We start from the raw sequence: 23,660 nt of genomic DNA on the forward strand, positions 1-23,660 counted from the left end.
GGATTGGACAATCCATGCAGCACTTTCCCAGGAGTCGGTATGAACACAGAGCTCATTGAGGCACTTCTCTCTCGGCTTGTAGACGTTAATGAAAATATTCTGGAGAGCATTAACGATTTAAGGGGTGATATTAAGGAAATAAAAGACGAGCTAAACTGGATAAATGACCACTCATTTGCAAGTACGTTGCTCAATCGTATCGACGAAGCGTCCTCAAATATTTCAGAAGAGCTCAATTGGACGAAAGATCTCTCGTTTGCAAAAACTTTAATTGACGGGGTTGACAATATTTCGTCAAGCCTGACAAATATCGATATGAATACTTCGAGTCTATAATTTTTATAAAAATATAAACTATGGCTCTGCAGGAAAATTGGCCAGCCCCTCAAAGCACATTGTCGGTTGCTCAGCTGCAGGTGCCTGCTGAGGTAGTGGTACACCAGCGATTCACGCGACCGGGAGGAATAGAGCCGATCAGCACTTCGAGCCGCTGGTTCCGGGTTAATCAGGGTGGTCGTAGCGGTTTGAGTAGGTCATTGTAGATCGGGAGTGGCGACTCCACTCTGGCAGTCGCCAACCAGTAGACAGGATGATTATGAAGCTGGTTCGAGATGCACGCACTCTGAAAGCCAAGGCACTCAGCTCTCTTCGCACAGGGATGCAGGCATTCAATAGCTTCAATGAGGACGGGCGCATCACCACGGTGTTGCTACATCTTCAGCATGCCTGCGAGATGCTGCTGAAAGCAGTATTGGTGCAGAACCAGGCCAACGTGTTCGACAAAGTCACCGGACGCTCCATCTCCTTCGATAAGAGCGTCGGACTGTGCATCGCTCAGTACGGGCTGACAGCCGAGGAAGCGGGTGTGATGCGTGCAGTCGATAGTTTGCGCGATGCGGCCCAGCACTGGTTCGTCGTAGTCGCCGAGGACCTGCTGTATCTCAATACGCGGGCACTGATTACCGCCTTTGATGCCTACCTCCAGCGAGCCCTGGAGGATGCCTTGATCCAGCATATCCCTGCTCGGGTACTGCCTGTCTCGACCATGCCCCCGGGCGATTTCGAGTTTCTGGTGGATCGGGAGTATCGCCTGGTCAGGGAGCTGCTGGAGCCCGGTAGACGACATCGAGATGAGGCTCGGGCGCGCATCCGTTCGCTGCTCGCGCTGGAGTCGATCGCCGTCGAAGAAGTGGAGGTTTCAGAACGCGACATCGACCGCATTGAAAAGGCCATACGTGCCGGACAAGGGATTCTCGAGGTTTTCCCGCGCTTGTCTACCGTAGGAACCCGCACCGATGGTGAGGGCGTGAATCTGGTCGTGCACTTCACCAAGAAGGAAGGCGCGCCTGTGCGCTATATCGGCGGTGATGACCCTGCCGACGCAGCGGCGGTGCGGGAGTTGGATCTCCAGAAGAAGTTTCACCTGGGTGCAGCCGACCTTGCGCAGAAGGTCGGCCTGACACAGCCCAAGGCTAAGCTATTACGAGCTCACCTCGGGATTGATGAAGATGTGAATTGCCGGCATGTCTTCGAATTTGGCTCGACCCGGATTCCGCGCTTTTCCGACAATGCCTTTGTACGTATGCGCGATGCTCTGAACGATCTCGACATCGAAGAGCTCTGGCGGGCGCGCCCGCGATAGGCTGAGTGGGCTAAAGCGCCACCGTCAGCACCTTGATCCCGATTCCTTGGCAGAACCGCCCCACTGCCGTTAGCGAGCGCCACACTCTTACGGGCTCACGCCGTGAGCGCACCGGCAGCCATTTCACCCCGAGGCGCAGCTCCAGGCGCCAGGTTTCCCCATCGCGCAGCACGCGAAATTCCCGCGCCGCGCCGGTCTCGACCAGCGCCTGCAGGGTGTCCTGCTCAATGGCTTTTTTCATCGCCCCGGCTCTCCCACCCGCCAGTTCCCCGATGTCTGGTATAGCGCAGCATGGCGTGCCGGTAGCCGTCGCCGGCCAAGCGGTCACCGCCCCTGGTTCAGGTGTGGGGGGCTATTCACCATAACGTCCTATTACGCGCAGTCCACTGCTCTGCAGTGCGCTAGAAGTCGGCCTCGCTGAGGCTTTCGACGCGCATGTTGCCGTGCAGCACCTTGTACAGGGTCAGGCTGATGTCGCTGTACTGATAGCCGGTGGCGGTGCTGAACTGCTCGACTTGCAGCAGGCTGGAGCGGAAGTTACAGCCGCTGGCGATGTCCTTGTACTTCACGTAGTACGTCCCTGGGCTGATCTGGCGCAGGGTGAACTTCTGCCCGGCGGGCACGAAGGCATGCCGCTCCAGGGTGCCGCTGCGTGAGGTGGCGGGGCCCAGTTTGATATACAGCGCGCTGTTGCCCTGGGAGTTGTCGATGCTGATTTGCGAGTAACCGGCGTTGTAGGGGATGCCAAACCCACGCACGTAGCCCGCCGTACGCGGCCAGGCACGACCCTTGGGATCCTGTGGCATGGGCTGACAGCGCGGTACAGGGGGCGCGGCCGGTGCCGTACGGCTGGCGGCGGGGGTTGCGGTCGGCAACAACGGACTGCTGGGCGTCGCCGATGTCGTTGTGGGCGCAGGGGCAGACGGCGGTACGTAGGCACTGTGGCGTTGACCGTACGAGTCCAGGTAGGACAGCCCGAGCACGAGGGCGAAGCCTAGTGCGCCGATCCAGCGGGCGGTGCGAAACAGATTGCCGAGCAGTGCGCCCCAGGCGAGCGGAGGCGCGCTTTGACGCTGCTGCGGTGGGGGTGGCGGGGGCGTTTTCGGCGGCGGAGGCGGTGGTGGCTGCGTGTGGGCGCGGCCGGCCTGGCGCTGGAACTGTTCGAACTGTGCCTGTTGAAAGGCCTGCTCTTGCTGCGCGATCCACTCATCATGCGAGCGCCGGCGCTGTGGGTCGGAAAGCACCTCGTACGCCTGATTGATCATGGCCATGATCCGCGCGGCCTGCGGATCACCCGGATTCTTATCCGGGTGATACTTCTGTGTCAGGCTCTTATACGCGGCGCGGATGACTTCGGCCGAGGCCGTGCGCGCCACCATCAGGTTGTCGTAGTGCGTACGCGGTTTCTGCATGTCCCTTGCCTTGAAGCGCCGCAATCGGCGCCCGGTGCATCCTGGGCGAACTCGCCGGCCACCCTTGGTGGCGAAATGCAATTGTCGGTTGGCACGTTCGTGCTGGCAAGATCACTCGGTGGGAGGTGACGCGCGGCGCCGAATAACGCCCGCGCTACCGAGCAGCAATAGTCCAGCCGCGATATCCAGCAGCATCCGCAGCTCTTTGGGGAGATGCAGTTTGGCGAGCGGATTGAAGACCAAGGCGCACAGGCCGTAGGCCCAGGGTAACCAGCGATGCTGACGTTGCGCCGCCAAGTAGGTGGCGAATATGAAAACCGCGCAGGCCAGCAGGCGCAGGACACTGTAGTAGGCGTACGGTAGGGGGAACGCGCCGGCCATCAGCATGAGACTGCACAGCAGAATCACTGGGAAAGGCATGGAGGGACTCCTGAGGGGCGAATGAACGAAAGCAGAGGAAAGTCTTTTCTGCGCCCGGCGCAATTGTAGGTTGGGGACTCCAACCCCACAGGAGTTGCCCCATGAGCCATCACAACAAGCATCACGCCAATCAATCCAATCCGAACCATCCGAGCCACCAGGCGGCTCAGGACAATCGGTCGAACCAGCTGAACCCGAACAACCCTGCGTACCACAGCAGCCGGCAAGCACCGAAGCCCGGCAAATAACCAGGCATGGTAGGCCGGGGAATCCTCCTTCCCCGGTCTGACAAGGAGCGTAAAAATGGCCCGTAAAGCCGAAACCAACGGCATCGCCGATACCCTGCGTCGCCTATTTGGCCACGATGCGGATCGCAGCCTGGTCAGCAAACTCGCGGATGAACCGCCACTGCAGGCGCATCGCGTCGACCCCAAAGGGAATTCGCTGACGCTCAAGCGCTCGGACGCATGCGACAACCTGATCAAGAACCTAGTGGCGCTGGACAGCGTGTTCAACAGCCGAAGCTTCTGTGGCCGTCTCGCGAAGGGCGAGGTAGCGGACGGCGAACTACGCCGTGAAATCGCCCACGCTCAGGCACGCCTGCAACAGAAGCTGCGGGCCTATGCCTATTGGTTCGATCGCCTGGAGTCACTCGAGGCGCTGTTGCAGGATCGACCGTCGCTGGAAACCTTTGCACTGCAAGATCGCTTGCCGTTAAGCACCGCGAGCGCGGCCGAGCAGCCGGGCGCACCCTACGCCTTGCGGGCGGTGCAATTGCTCGAGAGCGTCGAAGAGCAGGGGCGCGGCGCCACTGTGGATGCCGAGCAGCTCAGTGAAAAAGCCTGGGCGTTGCATCGCTTGGGCCTACAGGCGCAGGCCCACCAAGCAGCACGCCGGGCGGTCGCGATCAACCCTCAACACTCTGAGGCCTGGATGCTCTTGGCGTTGGGGTGCCTTGAGCAAAAGCGTGGGGGGGAGCAAGCGCGCTGGCGTTATCAGCAGGCGCGTGAGTGGGCCGACCCGGGGTCGTCACATGAACAGTGGGCCGAGGAGATGCGCGATGAGGCGGAGGGGCGTATTGCCAACGCCTTGCATCAGCACCGGTCGGTGATTTTTCCGGCCCTGCGCTATTGGCCGTTTAAGTTGGAGCACAAAGCGCGGCAGTATCGTCACCGCGACCAGTATGAAGTGGTTCGCAACTGGTGCATTGATTGGCTCTTCACCTTGCTGCGCCCCCACTCGGCGCCGCTCTCGTCGGACGTTGACGTACAGCGTGCCTACGCTGCCAACGGGATGGGGCCCGAATTCGTATGGAGCGAAGCCAGTCGTTGGTATCAGCGTCTGGGAGGACGTGGCGGCAAAAGCCATGGACTCTCCGAGTTGGAGCTCGAGGTTGCGGCCATGCTCCATCATGAATGGGCGGATTTGGTCGGCCGGTCAATGGGCTTCTCCTTCTTTCAACGCTTGCTGCTTGACCCACAGCGCCACCTGATCGCGCTGAAGCTATTGCACATTGGCTATGTCTTGGGCTTTGGTGGATACGAACGTCTGCGGGATCGAGTGCTGGATGATTTGCAGTACTGGACGTCGACGGAAATCCTGCATGTCCTGAACGACAGAGCGTTGCTGCAGGTACTCACTACCCATTGCTCCACTGCTGGAATGCAGGAACTGGGCAACCGCTTTGCGCAACTGGCGGGCATCGTCGATGTGGAACAGCGGGCGCACTCATCTCGACTTCGGGGAAACCTCTGGCGACAGCGTTATCACCATGCGTTTGTTCGGGGAGAGTATGCCTGTTGCCGCGAAGTGGCCGTGGCCGCACAGCAGTACTTGATGCAGTCTCCGGATGCCCCAGCGCCTGTTGATCTCAGTTGCGAAGAAGCCCAGCAGAACGTGCTGAGCCTCAAGCACTGGAAGTATCTTGAGCTGAGGGCAGCTGTGGAAATGCCACCCGGTGCAGAGAGTGCTGTGAGCTTGCTATCCGTCGATGAGCCGATCGTCTATTTCGCCGACGAGCGTAGCTATTTGATCGAAGAGTTTGGCGGGGACGAGTTCATCGACGAGTCGTTCTGGGTGGCTCCCTATGGCGACTCGATTATCAGCACTGGCCGCTGGCGCAAAGCAGTTTGTGCACTGGCGGAAGACAAGGTGCTGCAGGGCTCGGTCATTAAGCAGATTGAGGAGCTTACCGGCATGCTACGGCAGCTGGAGGACGCGGCACTTTTGGTTTAGACCTCCTCGTCGAGCAGAGCATTGGGCTTCTTAGCGCTGCAGGGCGGCGAAGTAATTCAGGTTCGCGGCCTCCCCGCTGACCAAATCGCGCCCTGCCCAGCGCAGATCCGCTGCATCGTCATCAAAAACCGCCATGGCCGCCAGTGTCTGATATGTGTCCTCACTCTGCATGCTCAATTGCCCATTCGCTGGATCAAGCATGGCGAGGTTCAGCCAATCGCCTTGGTAAGGGGCAGCTTCGACTTGGGTGATCAGGCGGGTCAGCGCTGAGATGATGGGGCTGGCCTGGGGCAGAACGAAACAGATTCGCGGCACCAGTGCTCGATGAGCCAAAGCGAGCTGAAGGTACTCCAAGCCAACCGCCATGGCGGGTTTTGCAATACTGCCCACCCGGATGAACAGGGCCACCTGGGCAACGCCATCCTGGGTGACCAGCATATTGGGAGCCTGGTACAGGGTGGCGCCCGCCTGCTGCAGGATGCGCCCTTCGGGGTAACCAAAGAACTTTGCGCCAACGCGCGCAATGGCGTCAGCACTGCTGCGCTCATGGGCAAGCAGGAGGCGTCGGGTACTGTCGCGATTGTGCAGCACCGCCTTCTGCGGTTGTGCCTCTTGCAACTCACCCAAGAGGCTGTTGAGTTGCTCCAAAGAACACTGGTTGCGCAGGACGTCGGGGAGCAATGTCTGGGCACGAGCGGGAGATATCTGCGCAATCTTGCCCAGCATGTCGGCTTGCATATAGGTGCAACCGACCTCCTCGAGGCCAAGGTTCGGTCTCAGGTCATCTAGCGCCCGCCCGGCCTTCATCATCCGCGCAAATGTGGCGTTTTTGACACCGGCGCTTTGGGCGTGGCGCAGGAGGACGTCTGCCTGACGCTCCCCTTTGGCTAGCGCCGTAGGGAGCTCTGCAGAGGCCACTCGATACTGACTGAACCAGGCTGTGTTGGCGCGCCGTCCCACTGAGGGCTCCTTCCATCGACGCCTCATTTTGCCGGAAATTGCGGGCGAAACGTAATGGTGTTTGACGACACCCGTGGACTGCGCTATTCCTAATGGCAGATATAAATTACAGCCTGTCATATAGTGCCGGTTTTCCACCGCACAACCAGCACTATATGGCAATGGCGCCATTGGACATTGCCGTTGGATGAGTCATGAAGCTTGACGCCCTTTCCCCCCTTCACAGCCGCGACGTTGCGCGGCGTACGCATCGTGGCCGCCGCGCCTTTGTCCTGTGCTCGCCGAAAAACGGTCGAGTCGAAATTCGCCTGGAGTCGCGGCTGGAGCAGTCCGTTGCGCAGGCTTTGGAGCTTGATCCCCGGGTACGCAGCTACCGCACCCAGCCCTTCACCCTGGAACTCAGTACCGGTCGATTACTCGCCGAGCGCCCATCCCGGCGCCAGGCGCTGGAGACGTTCTATACCCCGGACTTCGTCGCAGATGTGAATGGCTTGGAGGTGGTGATCGAGGTCAAGCCAGCAGCCTTTCTTGAGGAACGTCGCGAGCAGCTTGTGCACTTGCGGTCGCGCTTTTTGGCCCTGGGTCGGCGTTTCGTGGTGATCACTGAGGCGGATCTTCCGCCGGTCTATCAGCGCAACCTGGCAGTGCTCCTACCCTTCCTGACTCAGGCGTCCAGTCATTTGGTCTCCTGGGTAGAACCGCTGACGCGGCGTGCGCCGGAGCAACTGCGTGGGTCACTGCGTGAGGTACTCGCGGGTCTATCCCCGGCCAATCATTACCTGGGAGCCGCCCTGCTGTTGGGGGTTCTGCGGGTAGACCTGTGTGAACACTGTCTGGAGCACATGGATTTTGAGGTAGAGCCGGCGCTCGGCTCGCTCGGCGTATTTGAGGTGTTGCGCTATGACTGACTCATTGGCGGTTGGTCAGCTCATCGAGCGCGAGGGTACCTGGTATCAGATCCATGCCATCAAACCGTTTTTGGGTGACATCGACTTGGAAGGCAAAGGGGGGGTGAGGCTTACCTTGCCACTGCGAGACTTCCAGAACGGGATCGCCAGCGGAGCGATTCGCCTGCAGTCCGGTGCAGTCACGCCGGCCAAGCGGGTCACAACGATGAAGGAGCGTCAGGAAGCCGAGTTTCGCCTGGCATTGCTGGATCTTAACGCCCAGTTAGAGAGGCTCCCGATCGACGCTCAGGAGCGCAAGTTCAGGCTCGAAGCTTTCTGCAGTCAGCAGAAGCGCAAGCTGCCCTGTGCCAAGACTTTGCTGAAGTACCGCGACGCCTTCGCCACAGCAGGATTTGAAGGACTTGTTCCGAGCTTCAGCCGTCGTGGAGGCTCGGGGTGGTCGCGTAAGCGCGCAGCGAAGGAGCTTGCCGAGGAGGTCATCCTTGAAACCTTCATGCGCGATGACAAAATCAATTTGAGCGGCCTCGCTCTGATGGTGAATAACCGACTGGAAAAAGGCAGCGCTAGCCAGGGGGCGCCGGCGCAGCTGGATCGAAAAACCATCAGTCGGATGATCCAGCGGATGCCCAAGGGGCTCGTTAGGGAGGGACGACTCGATCCTCGCACGTTCGCGTTGTGGAATCGCCAGGCGGTGCGCACCTTCGAGGTGAGGCAGCCTCTCGAGCGCGTTGAGCTGGATGCCAAAACCATCGATATGTACTGCCGCGATGAGGTGGGAAATCTGTACACCCAACTCACGCTGTACGCGATGGTGTGTGCCTACGCCTCCTATCCGCTGGCGATCTATGTCTGCGCTGGAAAGCCCAGCGAGTACACCCTGTTGAAACTCTTTGAGAACTTCTTTACGCCGAAAGACCAGGCGTTCAAGGATCGCTTTGGCATTCGTACGGATTTGGTGGCGCCCAGCGCGTTGTCGCTAGTGGTATTCGATAACGCAGCAGAAAACTCCTCGGATCTGGCGCTTGCGTTGCTGCGAGAGGTTGGCATCAGTTTCGAATACGCGCGTGTCGCGCGTGGCGACGACAAAGGTCACGTCGAGTCGCTGTTTGGCGTACTCGATAAGCGCCTGCTGCATAAGTTGCCGGGCGCTACCCGCAGCCAGGATGGGCGCAACCCAAATCGCCACGCGAGGGCTAGCGCTGAGGCGTGCTACACGATTGAGCAGATCTACCGCGAGATCATGCGATTTGTCGCGGACGTGTACATCCACGAGCCCCGGGAAAAGTTGGGATTCCGCTTTGGCGAAAAGACTTCGATTCACGATGCCATGCACAAAGCAATGCAACAGTTCGTGCCACTGCCACCACCGCCTTTGGAGACGATTCAGCGACTGATCCTGAACATCAACCGTGACGTGCGGAAGCTGCAGCACTACGGCGTGGATTTTGAGGGCTTTCAGTACCACAGCAGAGCACTGGCTGATCTGGCCCGCAGCCGCGATATCCCGAGCCTGGAAATCCTGTACAACCCGGACGACTGCTCAGCGATTTTTGCCGTGCACCCGGATGATCGCAGCTTGATGCGGCTGCCGAACAAAATGCCGGGCGTGCCTCCGGTGTCGTTTGAAATCGCCAAGTCGCTGCGCAAGCTCTACACCCGGGCGGGAGCGATGCAGGGAAGCGATTACCGACGTCTGTATGCCGAGGCGCTGGCGCGCTATACACGAGACAGCCAGGGTGGGCGTCGGAAGAAGGTTTCCGAAAACAATCGTGAGGCACGTAAGCGTGAGCAACATCAGCACACGAAGAATTTGCAGCAGCAGTTGCAAGCACATACCTCGGTTGCAGTCTTGCCGGAGGTTGGCCCCTCCCGCGCAGTAGATCAGATCGTGGTGCCGGCGCCACGACGGGAGCGCGCCAATGACTAAGTTCGATCCCCTGATTTGTCATGAACGATTCTTAAACGCTGAAACAGCGATACACGATTTGCTCCTGTGTGCTCGCCAGGGCGATCCCCAGATTCTGCCGATCGTGGGGCCGAGCCGGGTCGGCAAGTCCACACTCTTACGCAGTTTGCCCTCTGCCCCACGCGGAACCAGTCATCGCGAGGTTTTGATTGTCACCAGCCCTAAGCATTTGAGTCGGCGTGCGCTGCCCGATGCGTGTTTGGCAGCGCTGGGCCTGATGCCTGACCTGTACCGCAATCAGGTGATGGCTGATCAGGCTCTGTTGAAAGGGCTAAAGCAAGCAGGCACCAGGCTGGTGGTGTTCGACGAAACGCAGCACATGCTCGAGCGCGCCGGTTCGACCACGGCCCGCGCGGCGGGCGACTTCCTCAAGACTCTGTTCGATGAGGCTCGCTGTAGTGTGTTGCTGCTAGGCCTGCCCTCCATGTTGGCGCTATTCCAGGCTAACGAACAGCTGGCTGGTCGTTCTCGGCGGGAGGTCGAGTACTACCCCTATCAATGGGACGGTGACGAGTTCCTCGCTTTCCGTGCGGCCCTGGCGGGCGCCTTGGCAGCTCTGGAGGAGTGGGGTTGGCAGACCTTTTCCAGCAACGATGTAGAGTTTGCCAGACGTATGTATCTGGCTTCGGCCGGTCGCTATGGTGTGGTGCATCGCTTGTTTCAGGAGGTAGTGGCGAGGGCCCAGGGCTCGGCCAAACACGCGGACTATCCCGCGTTTGCTCAGGCATTCGACCAAGCCATCATGCAACCGGGCGAGCGCAATAACCCATTTGAGCAAAGTCTCGTCGTAGAAACTGAGCATCTCGCGCGTGCCTATGTGTCGGTGATGCCAGAAGTCTTTGCTCCACGTGGAGGGTGCTGACATGCTGCCCTTCGCCCCTGAACCCTTTGCCGACGAGAGTCTCGAAAGCTACCTGCAGCGCCTGGCACTTGCCCAGTTTCTTACCAGTAGCCAGCAGCTGTTACGCCCTGTAGGGCTGCGCTCCAAACGGCTATTTAGCCCCGACGAACTCAAACAGTTTGCGGAGCATTACGCCCTCGAAGCGCAGCAGCTTATTGAGATGGCCGCGTTTCCTTCCGTTTCAGGAGCATTGGCGCGAGGAAAGTTCCTGCGGCTCAGAGCTGCGGTGTGCCCTCAATGCCTGGCTGAGAAGCCCTATCTCCGTCAAAGCTGGTACCACGTGTTGGTTACTGCCTGCAGACGGCACAGCGCTGCACTCCTGGAAAGTTGTCCGGGATGCCGGCAGCCGCTTAGCCACCACCGGGGGCCGCTGACTCACTGTTCGTGCGGAGTGGATCTTTCGGCGATGCCGCAGCAGACTGCCGATGCAGGGAATCTGCTGGTATCGGCCCTCATCAGCGGTGAGGAGCAAGCAGTTCGCTCAGTGCAACAGCAACTGGGAGGCCTGCCCTGCTTACCTGAGGATATCGATGCTTTCGTGGTGTTCCTTGCCAACCTGAATCGAGCCCAGCCATGGCGTCGAGGGCGTGGCATTACTCTGGGCGAGGCCGAAGCATTAAACAGGGCTGCTTATCATTTCCTGGAAGATATCCCCTCTAGCTTCCAAGCATTTGTTCGGCGGCGGATTCAGCACGCTAATCAACGCCAAAGCGCCAAATTCATCACGGAGTTGGGCGGTTGGTATCGCCAGCTCACCCGTGATTTCGATCGACCCGAGTATGCCGCCGTCGTGCGGATTGCTGCGGAGTGTCTGGTGCTGCATGCGATCGCACCAATCAATCGGAAGATGAAGCAGATCGGCAGCGACCTGCTCGGGATGAAGTCGACGTACACCACCGCCGAAACGGCTCGCCTGTTGGGTTCGTCTCCGGATCGGATTGTTGCCTTCGTCAAAGCGGGGCGTCTTCGTGGGCAAGTACTTCAAGGGGGGGCCGTTGAGTACTGTCTGGTCGAACGTACGGAAGTCGAGGAACAGCAGCGCCTGGCGGCAGAGGTGATTACTCGAAAAGACGTGCAGCGAATGCTCAATGTTTCACGCCATCTTGGTGATCGCCTCATCGAGAGTGGGGTGCTGCAGCGTATTCCGGATGTGCAACGGCCGTTATTCGGTAAGGGCGAATTTTGGCGCGTCGAGGTCGAGCAGCTTTTGGCACGACTGAGTGAAGCCTGTGACGTGCATGAGGGCGGCCCAACCCTGAGCTTGGCGGAAATCAGTGCACGGCAATTTCCGCGAGATCAACTCACCGAGTTGTATCGACAAATCGGCTCGGGGCAACTGAAACCGGTGATTCGCCTGCAGGACATCGAGGGGTTGGCATCCCTGCGTTTCGATCAGCATGACATTCTCGCCATCGTGGCGCCGGCCGAGGCGCCACGCTTCGAGCTGAGTATCACGGATCTCACCAAGTTCACCCGTTGGAAGCACGCAACGATCAGAGGCTGGATAGAGGCTGGCTGGCTGCCATGCCGACGCGAAACGCTGCGCGGACGGGAGCGCATCTGGATTTCACCGGCTCACCTGGTGGAGTTTCTCTCGCGCTACGTTGTCGTCGCGGATGCGGCTGATCAGCTCAAGACCAAATCCGTCTGGTTACAGGAGTCGCTGTACAGCCGAGGACTGGTTGCCCAAGCAGGGCACCTCAATACCGAAGGTGTTCGGCGGGGGCTGCTGCTCAGCACGGCTGCATTGCTCAACGTTGCCACAGGCCGCGCGCCGGCGTGGCGGCGCTCCGTCAACGACGAGCCAGCGAGCCTTCCGGTGGCTCCTTCCTCCTCAGTCCATGATGTGGGAGCGATCTATGGTCAGGTTGATTGACCCTGAGACCGAGGCGCGGCTGCTGCGTGCCCGGCTCCATAGGTTTGGCGAGCCAGTGACGGCGTATCTAACGGACGTTCGTATCTGCGCTGGCTGCGCCCTGGGTGTCGTCTATTGGGATGCGCAGCGACGCTTTTTTAATGGTCGGTTGATCCGAACCTCGGACATCCATCGAGTGGTGCAGTCTGGACGCTATTGGCTGCTCGCCACCGAAAGCCAGAGCCAATACGTCGTCGTGTCGTTCCAGCGACCGGGCGGGCGGAAATCGCTGGAAGCGTATCTGCCGCTTCTGTGCAGAGGCATATTCCCTACGCCTCTGGCGCTGCAATAGCCGAGGTGGCCCATGATCACATCAATGATAACGCTCGAGTTGACCGAAGGTGATCGCGTGGCATTGTGGTGGTTGAAGCAACAGGCCGTCGCTGTGGCCACCCTGCTTTATCCAGACAGCCCACTCGAACAGCACAGCCTGGCAGCCCTTCTCACTCAGATCAGCCGGGAGCTTCGCGCCCCCGTCAATCTCCAGCTGGTGAGCGATTGCGCTCGGGTCGAGCAGCGCCTGCTGGAGGAGCTTGGCAGGGCCGCTCTGAGTAGGGCCAATTCAGTAGAGCGCCAAGCACTCTTCGACCTCGTGTACGCCCGGATCACAGGCGACAACTATGCCCATAAGCGGTTGCGCTGCCTGTGCTCCTACGAGGCGTGGCCAGACGACACAGGTGAGCCAGTATGAAAATCCTGTTGTTGTCCGACCTGCACAACGAGTTTGAGTGCTATCAGCCGCCCCCCGTGGACGCCGATATCGTGGTTCTCGCCGGAGATATTGATCTCGGGATCCGGGGGGTGGAATGGGCCACATCGGTCTTTACCTGCCCTGTGCTGTACGTCGCGGGCAATCACGAATTTTACCGAGGACATCTCAAAAGAACCCTGGAAAAAATCAGGGCTGCGCAGACGGATCGAGTACGTGTGCTGGATCGGGATGTAGTGGAACTCGGCGGTGTGCGCTTTCTGGGGGCAACCGCCTGGACGGATTTTGCGGCGACCGACAATCAACCCACCGCTGCGGCCTTGGCTGGACAGTTACTCAACGATTTCCGACAGATCCGTACCGAGAATTACCGCCCCTGTCGGCCGCTGGATTTCATCACCCAGGCCTCGCTGACGCGACTCTGGCTGCAGGAACAGTTGGCGATTCTCTTCAGCGGGCCAACGGTGGTGATCACTCACCATGCCCCCTCGCTGAGATCCTTGCAGGATAATCCGCACGCTGGTGGCCACCTCGATGCGGCTTTCGCCAACCAATGGGATGACCTGATGGGTGATCCGATTTCGCTTTGGCTGCATGGCCACGTGCATACGGCGGTGGATTACGAGCTACGTGGTACCCGCGTGGTATGCAATCCCCGAGGCTATCCCGGAGAGCAGACGGGTTGGTCTCCCTACAAGCTGATTCAGCTGACTGTGCCGGAGGTGTCGTGATGGACATGAAGGAGCTGGTGGGGCAGGCCTGGGACGCGCTGTACAGCGAAGGGACGCCGATGCCCGGATGCCAATTAGCCGAGGCTGAGGCAGTGATCGAGGTGCAGCGGCGTTTTCCGCGTAAGCCCTACTGCCTGGTGCGCCAATGGGCCCTGATCGATCTGGAGTGTCCTGCAGCTGCCTTGACCCTCATCGAGCGAAGTGGACGGCGCCCGACGGTGGTGTTCGCCCATTGCATTGTTTCGGACAGTGCCCATCGCGGCCCACCGGGTAATTGGATTCGTAGCACTTTTGAGGTGTCTCGGGACGATAGTGCGGGCCTCTTCGAGAGCCGCAATACCGTTTACGTGCTCCTAGGCCCCGGTACGCGCCGAACCGCTCCGCTGGGGGTGGTGATGTCCATCCATTAGGTGTTTCTGTTCCGCCCCCGTGGGACATGGCACAGTGAACTGGAGAGGCATATGTCGAGCGCTGTCCGAATGACCGTCCAGGCGCACATTGGTGATGACTGGTTCGATGCGCTGACCATGGTTTTCACACGCCCGGAACAAGGGCGTTTCGGGCCCTGCGCGTTCTCTTATACCGACCCGTTCATCAGCCGTTTCCACAGTGAGCTGGGTACTCCGTTCGCCTGTGCTGTCAGCGTACGTCATCGTCTGGATTGGACGCGTTTTCACGCCGAAGGCTTCCCCGCATTCTTGTATGACCTGATGCCGTCGGGTGCGGCGCGCACAGTGCTGTGTCGTTGGCGAGCCTTGCAGGCGTTGGAACTCCCGCCAAGTCTTGATGGGCTGATGTATTGCACCCCGGCACCGGTCGGACATCTGCGGATAAAGGAGTCCGCAGCACTTATCGCCACCTCCCCCCGATTTGCTGTGCCGCGCGAGGAAGTGGTTCGGCAAAACCTTCGCCTCTTCGATCCTGGTGAAGAACATGGACTAGTCGCAGGTGGCTCACTCGGTGCTGGCGGCGAGGCGCCTAAGCTCCTCCTCGCTGAGACACGGCACGGAGAGCTATTTGCAGATGCGCTGCTACCGGATCAGTTTGCAGAAAGGCACTGGCTGGTAAAGTTTCCGCGAGGCAGTACTGCATTGGATCGAGACATTCTGCGCAGCGAGTACCTGTACTACCGCGCTGTGGCGCAGCTGGGTTTGGACAGCATCGCGCTACATGGATTGGCCTTCGAGTCGGGCGATCTTCCTAGCCTGTGGATGCCGCGCTTTGATCGAGTGCGTAGAGGGGAAGCCGTACAGCGCATGCCAATGGAGTCGATGTACTCGCTCTGCGGAAACACCCATCCAGGCTCTGCGTTACGCCACGAGGCGGTGCTGACTGCATTGGTCGGACTATGGCGGGAGGCTGGACAGGCCCACCTGGTCGAAGAGCTTGTGTTCGAGTATCTGCGTCGGGATCTGCTCAATCGCATCCTGGGCAACTCCGATAACCACGGACGAAACAGCGCGATCCTTCGAGACGGCCAGCTGAAGCTGGCGCCGATCTACGATCTCGCTCCTATGGTGTTGGATCCCCAAGGCATTAGTCGTTCCACTAAATGGGCAGCAGAGCGCAGCCACCGGCATGTCTGGCGTGCGGTGTGTGAGGTGCTGGCGGAGTTTGCCGAACCCGGCGCTATGTTTGATCGGCTGCGCGACACCGCGCAGCGATTCCGAGCCTTGCCCGATCTGCTGGTCGACTTACCCCACGCAGTACGCAGTGCACCGGTCATTCCACTCAATAACCTCGATGTTCGTCTGCGTGAGTGGGGCCTGCGTTGAGGCACTGGGCAACTGGAGGGATAGCATGGAGAAGGTCAGTACTGCCACCGAGGGTCTTTGCGATGTTTGTCGGCGCAGGCTTCCTCACGATAGAAGTGGTTGTCGGCATGGGGAGTTGCTGGCGAACTGGGGTGAAGGCTCAGCGCACGTGGGGGAGCAGTACCGACTGCAACTGTGTGAATCCTGCTTTTTCTATGCACTAACGACGCTTCGCAGTCTCCGGCGGACAGCAACGATGTTTGACGATGACGTCGTGTATGAGGAGCAGGATTTCGGTCGAGTGAATTCTGGCTTATTGGATCAATGAGCTGATGGTGACGCTAGAAAGGCTTGGATGCGTGCGGAGTTGGGCACGCGACGCAGCATTCTGCGGGAGACCAGGGTGAGGTCGTCTCTGTTGAAGCACGCCTGTAAGCATTGGCCTCATGTCGAGCCCCTGCTGAGAATGCCGCTGAATGACGAGGAGTACAGAGTCTTGGTGAGGGCACTGAATCAGCTGTTGGATATCGTTGGAGATAACGAGCTGCACCCGCTAGAGGGCCTCTTGAGTCGTTTAGGTGACAACATTGCGGCCTATGACGCGAAGCACTTTCCAATGCCTTCCAGTAGCCCTGGGCAAGTGCTGCAGTATCTGATGACGGAACGTGCGCTTGGCCTCGACGACTTGCCCGAGATAGCCAGTGCTGAAGGTATTGCCGATCTACTCAGTGGTCGACGGCGATTTACGCGGAGACAGATCCGAGCACTGTCGACGCGTTTTGGCGTTTCCTCTGCAGTGTTTCTTTGACATGCGACGTTGCGGCGCCATCACTTGTCAGAAGTCCCTCTGCGATGGGGGCGACGTTTGCGCCTGGGGCACTGCTGCGCCATTGTCGTTAGAGGAGTGTTTCTATAATCGCTCTATAATTTTCTATAAAGTCCTATAAGTACCGCCCTAGAGCGCCTGCCGCTGTATATTTGGCCCCCGCAGAATGATGTAGCAACGGTTGAGCCTTTAAGCTCATCGTGACGTGCTGTCCCGCTCGGCGCTGGGGGATTCGAACCGTCCTTCGCATAACCCGTATTGGGTTAAATCGCTGTTTGTTACGGGCCCGGCCGGGCCCGTGGGAGCCCCTGCATGTACGTGACCCTCAACCGTGAGCAGCTGCTGGCCGAGGTGTGGGCGGAACCAATGCAGAGTGTGGCACCGCGTTATGGCCTGTCGGATGTGGGTCTGAAGAAGCTGTGCGCGCGCCTGCAGGTGCCGACTCCCGGTCGAGGGTACTGGGCCAAACTGAAGGCCGGTAAGCGTGTGCCGAGCCCACCGGTGCTTAAGCCCTATGAGGGCTCGCCGCGTCACCTTCACCTCTACATGCCTGAGCGCCCGGCTGAGCCGGATCTGACCTGGGAGCCCCGACTACAGGCGATCCTGATGCACGAGCGTGACCCCGAGCAGCACATCCAGGTAGCCGGGCGATTGAGCCGCCCGCACTTTTTGGTGCGCCAATGGCGGGCGGCACTCAAAGCCCCCTTCCAGGATCGCCAAGGGTTTCCTAAACCGAGTGCGCGCTCCTTGGATGTCCGCGTGTCTGAATCAATGCAGGCCCGCGCCGGACGGCTGATGGATGCCTTGATCAAGGCCCTTGAGCGACGGGGGTATCGAGTCCAGGTGCACGATCAGCGCACCCAGATCGAGCTATTGGGAGTGCACCTGGATCTACAGCTATTCGAAGGCAGTGTGCGCCGTCCCTACGAACCTACGCGCCGTCAGCGCACCCAGTTAGCACGGGGTGAGCCGGTCTACCTGCCGCAGTGGCAATTCGTACCCACCGGTAAGCTGACCCTGCAGGCGGCGCATGGCTTTGCGGGCCGCATTGCCGATACCGCTCGCGCGCCTATTGAGGAGAGGCTCAATGCGTTGATTGTGATGATGGGGCGGTGGGTAGTGAAGGCGCTGGTCGAGCGCGAAGCACAGGAGCGTCTGGCTGCTGAGCGGCGTGCCGAGCGTGAGGCCGCGCTGGCCCTCCAGGCGCAGCAGGAGCATGAGCGGGGAAAGCTGCGCGAGGTCGAGCGTGACGCGCGGGCGTGGCGCCGAGCTATTCAGCTGCGCGAATACTTGGATGCTTTTGAGGCGCAGGCCGGGCTCCACGGCGGATTAACGGCAGAGCTACAGACCTATGTGACCTGGGCCCGGGCTAAAGCTGACTGGCTCGATCCTTTGGTTAGAGCCGCTGATGCGCTGCTGGATCAGCGCATCGAGGTTCCGTCCGAGGATTGGTGGCGTTCATTCGGGTAGGGGGCGTCTGTCCGTTCGTCAGTAGGAGGGCTGCCGGCATGGGCACGGACATGCTTGTGTGACGGTGGAAGGATGGGGCCCAAGTACGAGCCCTGCAACGAGGTGCGATCAAAACTGAAGACGTGAATGTGCGGGCTTTCAATGCAGCGGCCGACCAACGGAAGGCGTTGATCAGGTTTGCCCGGCATCAGCTCGACCTCTCCGCCGCATAGAGGACAGTCAGCGGTATAGCGCACCAGGCGAATCCAGCGTTGCTTGTCGTGCCGGAAAATCTCTAGCTCGCAGGGATCCTCAAGAACGGCAGGTACCCAGTTCGGTGCTTTGACGACCCGCTCATCCAGCAGGCGATACCAGGGCTCGTAGAGCTGTTTCCATCCCACCCAAAATCCCGCCAAGGACACCAGCAAGATCACCAGGCTGCTGGAGGTAAGTGGTTGATGAGTCAGTCCTAGAGCCAGCAGCACCGAAACCAGACCCAGTCCCCACAGCAGCGTACCGATGAGTACGCCGATCAGCAGTGTGAGTCCTCGAGAGCTGCGATTTCGAATCTGTCCATCCCGCATGAGCCAGCGAATCAGTAATGAGGGTTTTACTGCGCCTAAGCCAGAACGTTTGTAGTCGATGGAGAGGGCCTGACCGTGGACGGAAACCGCGTCATTTTGATCAGGTGACTCTTGTGTCAGCTCAAGCCAGAAGAGGCTGGGGTTGCCGCGCCCACCACCTTTGGCATAGCCAAACTGTAAATGGGGTAACGGTAACGCACGCTGCACTCGCACCAGCGTAGCCTCCAGTACCGGTCGTTTTGGCATCCAATCTTTAGGTGCCATTTCCCGTTCTGCTGGGCTGGCACATGCGCTTTGTAATGTAAGCGCTTCGAAGGTTACGGGTTGCGGGATGGTGTCATCGATCCGCGCCAGGCTCTGATCCACCATGAACTGCAGTAGCTCGTAGGTGCGGCCAGTGAAGGGGCGGTCAATGAGCTCTTGTTTCAATCGATTGAGTGCGCCGTGCATGACAACCCTCCTTGGAAGCCAGTTCGCGTGCCGGTTGTAGCATTCGTGTGCCCAAGGGGAAAGCGGATTCACTCGGTTTTTAGCTGTTTAAGCGGCCCCAAAGTACGACGTTTATGGCGGACTCTTGAGGGAGGAAGCCGCTATGTCCATGTCTGTTGCCTTGAACACGCTGAATCAACTTGTCGATATTCACGAAGTGGAACGAGGTCTTGCCTGTGCTTGCGTTTGTTTGTCGTGTGGCGAGTCTGTGGTTGCTCGTAAGGGGGCGTTTCGGGAGCACCACTTTTCCCATCGATCTCGAAAGGCCAGCTGCGCCATTGCCCACGAGAGCGTGTTACATCGCTATGCCAAGCAGGTCATTTGTGAATCAATGGGACTCCAGCTGCCACCGATGCCGGGGCAGACTCCTTGTTCGGAAGACACCAGTAGCTGGTGGGATTTTGAGGCTGTTGAGGAGGAAGTATGGCTCGACGGTATTCGCCCTGATTTGGTTGCGCGACTTCCCGATGGTGAGTTGCTTATAGAGATCGCAGTGACCTCTTTCGTTGATGCAGAAAAGCTGGCGTGCCTACAGACGAAGGCAACCCGCGTAGTGGAAATCGACTTGCGTGAATGTGTGCAGCGGGCGACGCATGTTCCTTCAGCCAGCTTGCGCACATTCATTCTGCATTCACTGCAGTGCAAACGGTGGTTAGTTCCCGTTGAGAATGGGGTTTCCGAGGTGCCGGCAGATCCCATCTGCGATACCGTGGCTATGACGTCCGACGACGGTATATTGCTGCCGCGTCGTTTTATAGTGGACGGTATGTGGATCGATGCCTGGTTGTTGCCGTTTGGCGCCTTTGCGCTGCGGAGCGTGGCTTACAACCTCTCGGTGGTACAGCATTTGAAGCTACTTGCCAGACGCTTTGGCGGACGCTACGCGCCGAAGTATCGCAATTGGGTGTTCCCGATGTGGGCGAGCGACAGCGTGCTATCTGAGTTGTCGGAACTTGAGCAGAATACGCAGAAAAAGGTTACTCCCGCTCGAGATGTCTCGCGTCCGAGCTTACCGCTTCCATAATAGACACAAGCTCCTCGAGTAAATCGGCATGGTGCTGATGAAGGTAAATCGCAATCGGTTCGTTGCGCAGCAAACGCATGAGGTAGCCTTTAGCAACCACCAAGCTGAGCATGGTTTCACCTAAGGAGTCTTCGACGAGGCGGTAGTCGTGCTGTAGGTTCTCCATCTCCCGCTCCATCCGAGCAATGTCAACCGGGGTGATTTCGGCGATAGGCTTCTTTTGCTCAATGAGAAACTCTGGACGTGTCGCCGCCAAGACCATGCGTGCATAACTGAGCGAATAGCAGTTCGCGCTAATCATCATTTCTGCTGCTTGTATTTGCCGGATGGGCTTCATTTGTCGCAACACATTGAATACGCTGTGTGCCACCATCCGAACTTTAAGCATCTCGGAAACTTCTGGGGCGATGCCTTTGAGGAGATTTTTTCGAGCGTGGATACGTTCGACATGAATACCTAATACCTGAGCGATTCTTTTGGGGTCGACCCCCTTCTTCAGTGCCGCCAAAATCATCTTGTGCTCTTGAATAGGTGTCAGACGGCTTACTTGGCGGTTATAAGTAAAACCCTCATCGTCGGTTGCAATGAGACATAGTGCTTCTGTTGCGCCAAGTGCTTTAAGAGCGGCTAAGCGCATATGCCCGTCTAGCAAAATGTATAAGGTAGAACCGTTTTGTTGTACTGGCTGAGGATGGACAGCCAGCGGCTCTATGATGCCGAGTTCGCGTATAGAACAGAGAATGGTTAGGTATTTTTTGCTGGTCTCCTTAGCTTTTGGAAGCATGCGGGTGGGTAAAATGCAATCGACGGGAATTGCCACCACGCGTTGTTCGAAGGCTTGTTTGATGTTGCCCATTAGATGTTTTGCCCTGCGATACGATCGGCCAGTGCTTTTGGCATGTCCTGAATTTCCTCGGTACGCAGAAGTGTGCAAAAATAATCGTCCGTCAAAAGCCTACGAAGTGTGGTTACGATAATCAGTAATCGTTGCTCATTAATATCCGCTTTCTTGATCATGACTTTTTGCCTTCGCACTTCTGCCTGATAAGCGTTAAGGAGCTTTTGCGGTGTGTTCAGTCTGTCGCTTCCGGAAGTTTGACCATAGCGTTTGCCCAACGCTTTACGCCGATCGATCAAGCGCCTTACACGCATTAGTTGCTCGCCTCGCAATACCCCAGTTTCGTAAGCCTCCATCATGGCTAACTGAATTTCGCTGTCATCCGTACGAGCAATTTCCATGGCGAATTTTATGGGAAGCCAACCCTTTTCGACTGCGGCTATTAGGCGCTCCTCACCTTCACGCAGTAGCATCAGGATTCCCCCTATGTAGCCTGAATCTAGACAGGTCTTCTCTGCTATCGCTTGGGCCGAATAGCCACGGTCTGAAAGTACTTGAATAGAATTTAAAAGATCTCTGTTAGAGTGCTTGCGACGTGCCAAATTTTCCACGAGACTTATGAGAAAGCGATCTGCTTCTCTAGCGCTCACAACGAGACATGGGATGAGCGTCTCGCCAAGCGCTTGGAAAGCCTCGAAGCGACCTTGACCACAAACTATCTCGTAGGACTCTTCAGCCTGTCTTGCAACTCGCGTCACAGTGATTGGGCGTTTTAAGCCCAGTGCCGCTATGTTCTCTACTAATTTTGCGAAGACTTGGCGATTACGCACCCGTGGATTAAGTATGCGGATTCTTTCCAGCGGAAGGAGGCGAATATCAGCTTCTTCGGCAATGTGATGAGTTACTTTTTGATTATCGAAACTGCCACTCATGCCGCTCTCCTGGTGGGCGAGCGGCGAGAGAGTTCTACTAGCATCTGCAGGTTGTCAAATCTGTAGATGTTTAACTCTGCCGCGTTGCTTTCCGCAAGTCGGAGTCGTTCCGAGTTTAGATCGAGTGTGGGAAGAATGAAATAATCTAAGACGGACTTTTCTCTCTCTTGCATTCTTACGGCAATGGTAATGTCTGGATCAAGGCCGAGATCGAAGCGAATTTTCCAGCGCTTAGACCCTCCCGTTGTTATCATGCAGCGGCAAAGGACGAGAGATACGACGAATTCTTGATTTATGGTCAACAAGTCAGTTGTGGGATCGACTGAGACGTGGGCTCCTGTTGCGCCTATTGCATCAATTGCTTGTTGTAGTATTACCGGGTGCAGTCGACGTAAACGGCGGTTTGCCTCGATGAATTCATAATCGCGATCGGGTGTGTAGCCAATAAGCGCATATGAGCGAAGGAGGCTGCCAAAACGATGCTGATAAGCGCTGCTGGATGGGCAGTCGTCAGCTTCGTCGATTAGTAATCCCGACAAGCGACCATGCTGTTCGTAAACGTGACGAAGCTTACTAAGCATTTCGGTGTCGGGCATTCGATATGAACGAGCTAGGATTAGCTCTTGAGCCGCTCTGAATAGAATTGCCTCAACGATGGGTAGAAATACGGCATCGGCTCGTACCCATTGCTCCGGAGGATTTCGCACGTGCTTCTGCTTTAGCTTGAAGGATCTGCGATTCCAGACGTTATTGCCGATATACTTTTCATTTATGAGTACTTGATGGACAGTGCCGCGAGTCCAGGACTTTCCCCAGTCGGTTAGTACATGGTGGTCGTTCAGCCAAGTTGCAATTTCTCGTTCACTACGTCCTTCATCGACGAATAATTTATAAATTCCACGAACCGTCTCAATCTCCTCAATTGGCCCTGGGATTAGAATAACTCGGTCTGTCTGTAAGCTTTTATGCTCACCGTTTCTAAGAATTCCTTTTGGATTTCCCTTGGCGTCGATAAGTTGTCGGCGCAAACCAAATCCGGCAGAGCCTCCTTGCCGGTAGCCGTGCTCAATCAATCGAGACTGACCAGAAAATACTTTTACTGATAGTTCACGACTGTATTCTCCGGCCATCATGCGCTTGACGCTCTTAATGATGTTCGACACCGGAGAACCATCGTTCGTAAATTGTTCCGCACAGTACTGGACAGAGACGCCCGCCTGCCTGCAACGTACTTCGTAGCTTGCGCTAACGTCAGGATCTTGAAATCGTCCCCACCGGCTGACGTCATACACCAAGATCGTAGTGTAGGTGGCCCGACCGCATTCGACATCGCTGAAAAGCTGCATAAGAGCGTCCCTTCCCTCGAGACGAAGTCCGCTTTTTCCAGCGTCGGTATACACCCGAACAATCTCCAGATCGTGTGCCGCTGCATAGAGGCGGATTGTATCTAGTTGGTTCTCCGTCGAGTACTGTTGGTGCTCTGTGGACATGCGAACATAAGCTGCTGCAGCATTTTCTTTGGCCCTGCACTGCTCGCCAGTGAGATATATAGACTTTTGCATTGGCATAACTCCTAACCCTAGTCAATCTGAGTCAAGAGTGACTTTGAGCTCGATATCTCCAACTGCGAAAGTAGCTTTTAAAAAGTAGAAGATAATTGGAGGAAAAATGTTCACGAAAACGGGCAATATTTTTCTGAATTCCGATCAGTACGCCTACCAGATTGCTCAAGCGTTGCGTACAGAGCTTGGTGCGAGCCATCAGGCCACCAAGACTCTGATGCGATGGACGAATGCGGCGGAGCGAACGGCTAAGAACTGGTTAGCGGGCTCTTCAGGGCCTCGAGGCGAGCATCTGGTTGCAATAGTTATGCACTCTGATGCTGCACTAGACGCGTTCTTGAGCATGGCGAAGAGACCGCATGCATCGATCTCCGTCGAATTACCGCTACTCAGGCAACGACTA

23 protein-coding genes are annotated in these 23,660 nt (G+C 57.7%); 15 read left to right on the top strand and 8 right to left on the bottom strand.

What is annotated here, in order from left to right:
* Positions 1–39: 39 nt before the first annotated feature.
* Positions 40–336 carry a hypothetical protein gene (locus J2T47_RS01080; RefSeq protein WP_253441672.1) on the top strand — a complete coding sequence of 99 codons (297 nt, stop codon included), beginning with the start codon at positions 40–42 and terminating at the stop codon, positions 334–336.
* A 256-nt stretch (positions 337–592) separates the two neighbouring features.
* On the top strand, positions 593–1,642 hold the full coding sequence (locus J2T47_RS01085) for a hypothetical protein (RefSeq protein WP_170858248.1): 1,050 nt from the start codon (positions 593–595) through the stop codon (positions 1,640–1,642).
* A gap of 10 nt (positions 1,643–1,652) precedes the next feature.
* Here the strand turns inward: J2T47_RS01085 and J2T47_RS01090 are convergent, their stop codons facing one another.
* From J2T47_RS01090 to J2T47_RS01100, 3 genes are all read right to left on the bottom strand, one after another.
* Positions 1,653–1,883, bottom strand: coding sequence for a hypothetical protein (locus J2T47_RS01090; protein WP_253441675.1), 231 nt, complete (start codon positions 1,881–1,883; stop codon positions 1,653–1,655).
* 160 nt (positions 1,884–2,043) lie between these two features.
* A complete protein-coding gene (locus J2T47_RS01095; protein ID WP_253441677.1) occupies positions 2,044–3,054 on the bottom strand; it encodes a DnaJ domain-containing protein in 1,011 nt (336 codons plus the stop codon).
* A gap of 111 nt (positions 3,055–3,165) precedes the next feature.
* Positions 3,166–3,474 (bottom strand): DUF6804 family protein, encoded by a 309-nt coding sequence (locus J2T47_RS01100; RefSeq protein ID WP_253441679.1) that lies wholly within the window; start codon positions 3,472–3,474, stop codon positions 3,166–3,168.
* Positions 3,475–3,575: 101 nt separating this feature from the next.
* Between J2T47_RS01100 and J2T47_RS01105 the strand changes: the two genes are divergently transcribed.
* Positions 3,576–3,722 carry a hypothetical protein gene (locus J2T47_RS01105; RefSeq protein ID WP_253441681.1) on the top strand — a complete coding sequence of 49 codons (147 nt, stop codon included), beginning with the start codon at positions 3,576–3,578 and terminating at the stop codon, positions 3,720–3,722.
* 55 nt (positions 3,723–3,777) lie between these two features.
* Entirely contained in the window at positions 3,778–5,709 is a 1,932-nt protein-coding gene (locus tag J2T47_RS01110) for a hypothetical protein (protein WP_253441683.1), read from the top strand.
* Positions 5,710–5,739: 30 nt separating this feature from the next.
* Here J2T47_RS01110 and J2T47_RS01115 read toward each other — a convergent pair whose 3' ends face one another.
* The gene (locus tag J2T47_RS01115) at positions 5,740–6,669 is read right to left on the bottom strand and encodes a hypothetical protein (RefSeq protein ID WP_253441685.1); all 930 of its coding nucleotides are present in this window, start codon (positions 6,667–6,669) and stop codon (positions 5,740–5,742) included.
* 194 nt (positions 6,670–6,863) lie between these two features.
* Between J2T47_RS01115 and J2T47_RS01120 the strand changes: the two genes are divergently transcribed.
* The 10 genes from J2T47_RS01120 (at position 6,864) to J2T47_RS01165 (ending at position 17,849) form a co-directional block, all read left to right on the top strand.
* Positions 6,864–7,577: a TnsA endonuclease N-terminal domain-containing protein gene (locus tag J2T47_RS01120; RefSeq protein ID WP_015474787.1), complete on the top strand. Its 714-nt coding sequence runs from the start codon at positions 6,864–6,866 to the stop codon at positions 7,575–7,577.
* Entirely contained in the window at positions 7,570–9,504 is a 1,935-nt protein-coding gene (locus J2T47_RS01125; protein WP_253441688.1) for a Mu transposase C-terminal domain-containing protein, read from the top strand. Before J2T47_RS01120 ends, J2T47_RS01125 begins: the two co-directional genes overlap by 8 nt.
* Positions 9,497–10,405 (top strand): TniB family NTP-binding protein, encoded by a 909-nt coding sequence (locus J2T47_RS01130; RefSeq protein ID WP_253441690.1) that lies wholly within the window; start codon positions 9,497–9,499, stop codon positions 10,403–10,405. The genes J2T47_RS01125 and J2T47_RS01130 overlap by 8 nt, the downstream gene beginning before the upstream one ends.
* 1 nt (position 10,406) lies before the next feature.
* Positions 10,407–12,320, top strand: a complete 1,914-nt coding sequence (locus J2T47_RS01135; RefSeq protein WP_253441692.1) for a TniQ family protein — start codon at positions 10,407–10,409, stop codon at positions 12,318–12,320.
* Positions 12,304–12,651 carry a hypothetical protein gene (locus J2T47_RS01140; RefSeq protein WP_253441694.1) on the top strand — a complete coding sequence of 116 codons (348 nt, stop codon included), beginning with the start codon at positions 12,304–12,306 and terminating at the stop codon, positions 12,649–12,651. Before J2T47_RS01135 ends, J2T47_RS01140 begins: the two co-directional genes overlap by 17 nt.
* 12 nt (positions 12,652–12,663) lie before the next feature.
* Positions 12,664–13,050: a hypothetical protein gene (locus J2T47_RS01145; protein ID WP_253441696.1), complete on the top strand. Its 387-nt coding sequence runs from the start codon at positions 12,664–12,666 to the stop codon at positions 13,048–13,050.
* Positions 13,047–13,799 carry a metallophosphoesterase gene (locus tag J2T47_RS01150; RefSeq protein WP_253441698.1) on the top strand — a complete coding sequence of 251 codons (753 nt, stop codon included), beginning with the start codon at positions 13,047–13,049 and terminating at the stop codon, positions 13,797–13,799. The genes J2T47_RS01145 and J2T47_RS01150 overlap by 4 nt, the downstream gene beginning before the upstream one ends.
* Entirely contained in the window at positions 13,799–14,209 is a 411-nt protein-coding gene (locus J2T47_RS01155; RefSeq protein WP_253441700.1) for a DUF6957 family protein, read from the top strand. Before J2T47_RS01150 ends, J2T47_RS01155 begins: the two co-directional genes overlap by 1 nt.
* A 51-nt stretch (positions 14,210–14,260) precedes the next feature.
* On the top strand, positions 14,261–15,574 hold the full coding sequence (locus tag J2T47_RS01160) for a type II toxin-antitoxin system HipA family toxin (protein WP_253441702.1): 1,314 nt from the start codon (positions 14,261–14,263) through the stop codon (positions 15,572–15,574).
* A gap of 1,117 nt (positions 15,575–16,691) precedes the next feature.
* Entirely contained in the window at positions 16,692–17,849 is a 1,158-nt protein-coding gene (locus J2T47_RS01165) for a hypothetical protein (protein WP_253441704.1), read from the top strand.
* Here the strand turns inward: J2T47_RS01165 and J2T47_RS01170 are convergent.
* A complete protein-coding gene (locus J2T47_RS01170) occupies positions 17,801–18,862 on the bottom strand; it encodes a hypothetical protein (protein WP_253441706.1) in 1,062 nt (353 codons plus the stop codon). The genes J2T47_RS01165 and J2T47_RS01170 overlap by 49 nt on opposite strands.
* Before the next feature lie 142 nt (positions 18,863–19,004).
* Between J2T47_RS01170 and J2T47_RS01175 the strand changes: the two genes are divergently transcribed.
* Positions 19,005–19,925 carry a competence protein CoiA family protein gene (locus J2T47_RS01175; RefSeq protein ID WP_253441707.1) on the top strand — a complete coding sequence of 307 codons (921 nt, stop codon included), beginning with the start codon at positions 19,005–19,007 and terminating at the stop codon, positions 19,923–19,925.
* On the opposite strand, the gene J2T47_RS01180 is transcribed toward J2T47_RS01175, so the two are convergent.
* The 3 genes from J2T47_RS01180 to J2T47_RS01190 are packed head-to-tail and all read right to left on the bottom strand — an operon-like array spanning position 19,879 to position 23,257.
* Positions 19,879–20,781: a plasmid partitioning protein RepB C-terminal domain-containing protein gene (locus tag J2T47_RS01180; protein ID WP_253441709.1), complete on the bottom strand. Its 903-nt coding sequence runs from the start codon at positions 20,779–20,781 to the stop codon at positions 19,879–19,881. The genes J2T47_RS01175 and J2T47_RS01180 overlap by 47 nt on opposite strands.
* Complete coding sequence (locus J2T47_RS01185; RefSeq protein ID WP_253441711.1) at positions 20,781–21,695, bottom strand: ParB/RepB/Spo0J family partition protein; 915 nt, start codon at positions 21,693–21,695, stop codon at positions 20,781–20,783. Before J2T47_RS01185 ends, J2T47_RS01180 begins: the two co-directional genes overlap by 1 nt.
* Complete coding sequence (locus J2T47_RS01190) at positions 21,692–23,257, bottom strand: recombinase family protein (protein WP_301295327.1); 1,566 nt, start codon at positions 23,255–23,257, stop codon at positions 21,692–21,694. Before J2T47_RS01190 ends, J2T47_RS01185 begins: the two co-directional genes overlap by 4 nt.
* Positions 23,258–23,660: the final 403 nt, after the last annotated feature.

This window comes from Pseudomonas nitroreducens (genome assembly GCF_024170165.1).
Lineage (GTDB): Bacteria > Pseudomonadota > Gammaproteobacteria > Pseudomonadales > Pseudomonadaceae > Pseudomonas > Pseudomonas nitroreducens_C.